Annotated in this window: 1 protein-coding gene and 1 pseudogene; both read left to right on the top strand. The window is 64.0% G+C overall.

Features of this window, described 5'->3' with window-relative positions; genetic code table 11:
• Nucleotides 1-2,823 (top strand): annotated as a pseudogene (locus QX034_RS33945) (hypothetical protein); the annotation flags it as partial.
• A 2-nt stretch (nucleotides 2,824-2,825) separates the two neighbouring features.
• Nucleotides 2,826-6,077, top strand: a complete 3,252-nt coding sequence (locus QX034_RS33940) for a tetratricopeptide repeat protein (protein ID WP_315766582.1) — start codon at nucleotides 2,826-2,828, stop codon at nucleotides 6,075-6,077.
• Nucleotides 6,078-6,085 lie beyond the last annotated feature (8 nt).

Here is a 6,085-nt window from a genome sequence, read left to right as displayed (position 1 = left end):
GCGTCGGTGTCGACGGCGCGCTGCGACAGCTGCCACAACGGCTCCTACACCGGCCAGGGCACCAAGGGCGCGATGGGCACGGCGTCCTATCCGAACCATGTCCCAACCGGCGGCCAGGACTGCATCACCTGCCACGCCAAGGCAGCGAGCGGTGGGTTCGCCAGCTGGGGCGGCGCCGGCTACAAGCATGCGGCCACCGACACCAACTGCGCGACCTGCCACAACGGCAAGACCGCGATGGGCATGACGACGCCACCGCACATCCCGGTGACGGGGGTGCAGTGCTCGAACTGCCATACGAACACCGCGGCGAGCTTCGCCACCTACACGATGAACCATGCGGCGGTGTCGACGGCGCGCTGCGACAGCTGCCACAACGGCTCCTACACCGGCCAGGGCACCAAGGGCGCGATGGGGACGGCGTCCTATCCGGGTCACGTCGCCACCGGCGGCCGGGACTGCGTCAGCTGCCATACCAAGGCAGCGAGCGGCGGCTACACCAGCTGGGCAGGCGCCGCGTTCGCCCATACCGCGGCCGACACCAACTGTTCGTCCTGCCACAACGGCTCGACGGCAAAGGGCATGACGACACCGCCGCACATCCCGGTGACGGGCGTGCAGTGCTCGAACTGCCACAGCAACACCGCGGCGAGCTTCGCCACCTACACCATGAACCATTCGGCTGTTCATGCGACCAGGTGCGACAGCTGTCACAACGGGGCGTATCGGAGCCAGGGGCGAAGGGGCGCGCAAGGACCTGGCCACAGTGCCAAAGCGCAGGATTGCGGCTGCTGTCATCAAGGCGCCGCGGCCAACTTCTCGACCTGGGATGACGATCCGCGGGAATCGGCTGGTGGCTGCTCGACCACGGCGAAGTCGCTCACCCCGGCGAACCCGACGGCCAAGTCGGCGACAGCGGCCACTGCCAATCGGACCATGACCACGGCTCCGGCGAACGCGCCGCAAGCAGCGACTGCGCCGTCCGCGACGACGCCAGCGGCAAAGCCTGCCGCAACGGCTGCGGCGCCAGGCGGGAACGCGGGCATTCTGCTCAGCAACAAGCCGGTCGCGAATGCGGCGAATCCGATGGCATCGGCACCGGCAAACGACAACGTCGGAGCGGGTGGCGCGGCCAAGCCGGATGCGGCGCCGAAAGCCGGAGCCTTGCCGACCTTCTCGACGGCGCCGCAGTCGGCCAATCCTCAGGCTGCTGCTCCGGGATTGGGACAACTCCCCTCGACAGATCCGCGGACAAGGCTGTCGCCTGCGTTCGGCCGGCCAGCAGCGGACCAGTCGGAGACTTCCGCAGGCGGACTCTCGTCGCTGGATCCAACCAAGCAACTCAAGCCTGGCCTCACTGGTTTGGGGACGCCGAGCCTTGGCGCGAGAAAGTTCGATCATCTTACGGCGAGGGGACCATGCGCCTCCTGCCACAACGGAAGAGACGCCACCGGAAAGCCCCAGAACCATATCGCGACCAATGCGCCCTGCGACACTTGCCACAAGAGCACGGCCACGTTCGCCGGCGCGCGGTTCAGCCACACCGGCACGACGGCGGCGTGCAGCTCGTGCCACAACGGCACGATTGCGATGGGCAAGCCGCAGAAGCACGTCGTGACCAATGCGCCCTGCGAGACCTGCCACAAGAGCACCGCAACGTTCGCAGGCGCGCGCTTCGATCACGCCGGTACAACGGGGGCGTGCAGTTCCTGCCACAACGGCACGATCGCGATGGGCAAGCCGCAGAAGCACGTCGTGACCAATGCGCCCTGCGAGACCTGCCATAAGAGCACGACAACGTTCGCCGGCGCGCGGTTCAGCCACACCGGCACGACGGCGGCGTGCAGCTCGTGCCACAACGGCACGATCGCGATGGGCAAGCCGCAGAAGCACGTCGTGACCAACGCGCCGTGCGAGACCTGCCACAAGAGCACGGCCACGTTTGCCGGCGCGCGCTTCGATCACGCCGGTGCGACGGGAGCTTGTAGCTCCTGCCATAACGGTATGACTGCAACCGGCAAGCCGCAGAAGCACGTCGCGACCAATGCGCCTTGCGAGACCTGCCACAAGAGCACGGCCACGTTTGCCGGCGCGCGCTTCAATCACACCGGAGTCACCGCACCATGCGCCAGCTGTCACAACGGGGCGGTCGCAACCGGCAAGCCGCAGAAGCACGTCGTGACCAATGCGCCCTGCGATACCTGTCACAAGAGCACGGCAACGTTCGCCGGAGCTCGTTTCAATCACACCGGAGCCACCGCACCATGCGCAAGCTGCCACAACGGGGTGACCGCGACCGGCAAGCCGCAGAAGCACATTGTGACCAACGCAGCCTGCGACACTTGCCACAAGGGGACGGTCTCGTTCAGCGGCGCACGAATGGATCACGCGACCTTGTCCGCGCCGTGCGCGAGCTGTCACAACGGGACGACCGCAAGCGGAAAAAGCCCGCGGCATTTCGTGACCAACGCACCCTGCGAAAGCTGTCACCGAAGCGTTAGCTGGACCTCTGTCACCTACCAGCACATGTCGGCCAGCTTCCCGAACCATGGCGCTGCGATCAGCTGCGTCGGCTGCCATGCCAGCAATTCACAAGTCGTTCCCTGGAAGTTCGCGGCCTACAAGCCCGACTGCGCCGCCTGTCACGCCGGTGACTTCCATCCGCAACAGCACGCAAAGTATCTCAAGCCCGTACCGATGAACTACACCGCTGCCGAGCTCCGGGATTGCACCGGCGCCTGCCACCTCTATGCCGATCAATCCCAGACGACGATCGTGACGCGGCGACCGAAGGCGCATCGCGTGAACGGAGGCGGATGGTGAGCATGTGCAGCTTCCTCTCGCTCGCCGGCCGTTCGGCGAGCGCCGCCGTGCGGCTATCGTTTGTGCTGTTTGTTGCCGGCGCCTGCCTGTTCGGCTCGAGCGTCCGGCGCGTAAACGCCCAGCCGGTCATCGACCAGTTCGTGTCCTCCGCCGACGTCACGACGATCGGCAATTGCAGCCTGCTGCGGATCAATTTCCATGTCCGCGTCCGCTATACCGGACACTTTCCGCAGGATCGCGGTGACCAGCTGAGCATCAACCTTCAGCTGGTCGATCGCGAAGCGGTTCTGGCGCGGCGTCTGGTCAGGCGCGAGGGTATCAGGATCGAGAGGGCGCAGTCGTCGGGAATCCAGGATGTCTACCTCGCCCTGGATGAAGCCAAGGGCCCGGTCCTGGTCGCCCAGTTTGCGGGCCCGGTTGCCTATCAGGTCGTGCAATCCGGAAGCTTCGAAACGATCGCGGTGGTGATCGCACGGAAGGGGCCCGTCTCGGCCTGCAAGGTGGGGGCGCTGTTCCCAACTGCTCCTGCCCCAGGTGCTCCGGACGTCCGCAACCCCAAGCAGAAGGGCTCTGCCACCGCTCCGACCTCGGTGCGTAAAGAGGGACCTCAGCAAAGCCTTACGGAAGCCGACATCAGACTGATCGAGGGGTCGATGGACGAAGCGCGGGCTGCGGTCCGGAAAGGCAATTTCAGCAGCGCGATCGCCATCCTGCGGCGGGTCTTGAAATATCCGGAGAACAGCGCGAGCGCCGAAGCCCAGGAGTTGCTCGGCGTCGCATTCCAGAAGTCCGGGCAGACCGCTGCGGCACAGGCCGAATACGAAGACTACCTTCGGCGCTACCAGAGCGGGGAGGGCAGCGAGCGCGTCCGGCAACGTCTTGCGGCCATTCTGACTGCGACGAGCAGCGCGCCCGAGCGGCCCCGCGACATGCCGGCGGGCTCGCCCGATACGCTTCCGGTCAAGGCCGGGACGCCCACGGGCGAAACCCGTTGGTCGGTGTCAGGCAGCGCCTCTACGACCTTCATCACCAATGACAGTACGAATGCGGTGAAGGATCTGTCGACCGCTCCCAATCCGAATGCCGATGCGGACGCGCACCGCGTGCACCAGAACACGCTGCTCACCAACATCGACGTGTTCGGGACGGCCGACAATGACCGCGTCAGAACCAAATTCAAGCTGGCCTTCACCCATGAACGGCAGTTCGACACCAGCACCGACAAATACGGCGTCTCGACCGCACAGGTCGACTACACCCTCAAGGAAGCCGACGTGACGCTCCGTGTCGGCCGCCAGTCCCGCAACACGGGCGGCGTGATTGGCCGGTTCGACGGCGCGGTGGTGAGCTGGCAGCAGAGCCCCGCGTTCCGCTTCAACGTGCTGGCAGGTTCGCCAAATTGGAGCCGGTTCGACGCGCCGTTCAAGGACAACAAGTCTCTCTACGGCGCCAGCATCGATTTTGGCAAGATCCTGGGCGGCCTGGAGACGAGCGTCTACCTGATCACCCAATATGATCGGAACGTCATCGACCGCCAGGCAGTCGGAGCTGAATTTCGCTACTTCGACAGCAACAAATCGATCCTCGGCACGATCGATTACGATACCTATTTTCGACAGCTGAATGCGGCGATCTTCTCAGGGACCTATACCCTGGAGGACAAGTCGGTGTTCAATGCCTCGGTGGACTACCGCAAGGTGCCGTATCTGTCGACGTGGAATGCACTTCAGGGCCAGCCGTTCCTGACGCTTTACGACATGATGAAGTTCAACACCGCGGCGGAGATCAAGCAGTTTGCGATCGACCGCACGCCCACCTTCGAGTCGGCGATGATCAGCTACTCCAAGCCGTTGAACGATACGTGGCAGGTCAGCACCGATGCGACGGTCACGAATCTGACGGGAACGCTGCCCTCGGGCGGCGTCGATGGCACGCCGGCAAGCGGGCTGGAATATTACCTCTCCGCACAGTTGACCGGAAACAACATCTTCACGCCCGGAGACCTGTTCATGGGGGCGGTGCGCTATGCGAGCCTGGCGGATTCCAAGATCTATGTGCTCGATCTCAATTCGCGCTATCCGATCACACCCAATCTCTCAGTCAGTCCAAGGGTGCGGCTGGGCTACAGGACGGGGACCCGGACCGACCTGAAGGAATACACGTTCCTTCCATCGTTCCTTGCGACCTATCTCTGGTCCAATGAGATCAGTACGGAGGCGGAGATCGGCTACAGATACGTCGACAGCACGCTTGCCAATATCAAATCGACGACCAAGGACCTGTTCGCGACCGTGACGTTGAGGCGTGACTTCGGCGCGGATGGCGTCACCAAATGTCAGGCTTCGATGGTTAGCTGCGCATGGGCTCGCCCGGCGGCGATGGCCGCCGGCCAGAGCCCTGGGGCGGGTTTGCCGGTCAAGTCGTCGTCATCGCCGTTCGCGTCCTATGCGCTCGAGGCCGGATTGCGCTACTGGTACAGTTCGGGGCAGAACCGATACCGCTATTTTGCCGATCAGACCGGGACCGCGCAGGTATCGCGCCTGGCCTACAGCGGGCTGACCGGGCACACCGGCGAGATGTTCTTCAGGGTGGACGCACTCGATGGTCCGTTCACGAACATGTTTCTGAAGGGCTACGTTGGTGCAGGCAAGATCAGCTCAGGCAGCCTGGTCGACGAGGACTTCGCGCCCTTCGTCAATCCGTCATCCAAGACTTTGAGCAGCGCCAGCGGCCAGCTGCAGTACGCAAATCTCGACGTCGGCTTCAATCTCCTGGAGATGGAGCGATTTCGGCTCGGCGCCTTCGTCGGCTATCACTATTGGACGGAGACTGTCGATGCGCGAGGCTGCACCCAGGTCGGCGCCAATCCGGTGATCTGCGCGCCTGCGCTTGGGCCATCGGTCAAAGTCGTGACCGAGCAGGATCATTGGCACACGGGACGCGCCGGCATTACGGTGGATACGCGGCTGTGGGACCGGTTGAGCTGGCAGGCCGAGGTCGCCTATGCGTGGACCCGCCAGAACGCGGTCGATACGCACTACTTCACCTTTGGACGCGATCCCGCCTCCGGCAGCGGCAGCGGCTTTCAAGTCGAGACGGTGCTGAACTATCAACTGACTGACAGCTTTCGCCTCGGCATCGGCGGGCGCTGGTGGCATCTCAGCACGGATTCCGTGGACTCGTTCAATCAGCTCCTGAGATACACGACCGAGCGCTACGGCGTGTTTGTGCAGGGGTCCTATAAATTCAACTAATATTGGTC

The organism is Bradyrhizobium sp. SZCCHNR3119, from assembly GCF_032487775.1.
Classification (GTDB): Bacteria; Pseudomonadota; Alphaproteobacteria; order Rhizobiales; family Xanthobacteraceae; genus Bradyrhizobium.
Note: the sequence above shows the minus strand (reverse complement) of the source record. Positions and strands in the feature narration are given on the sequence as shown.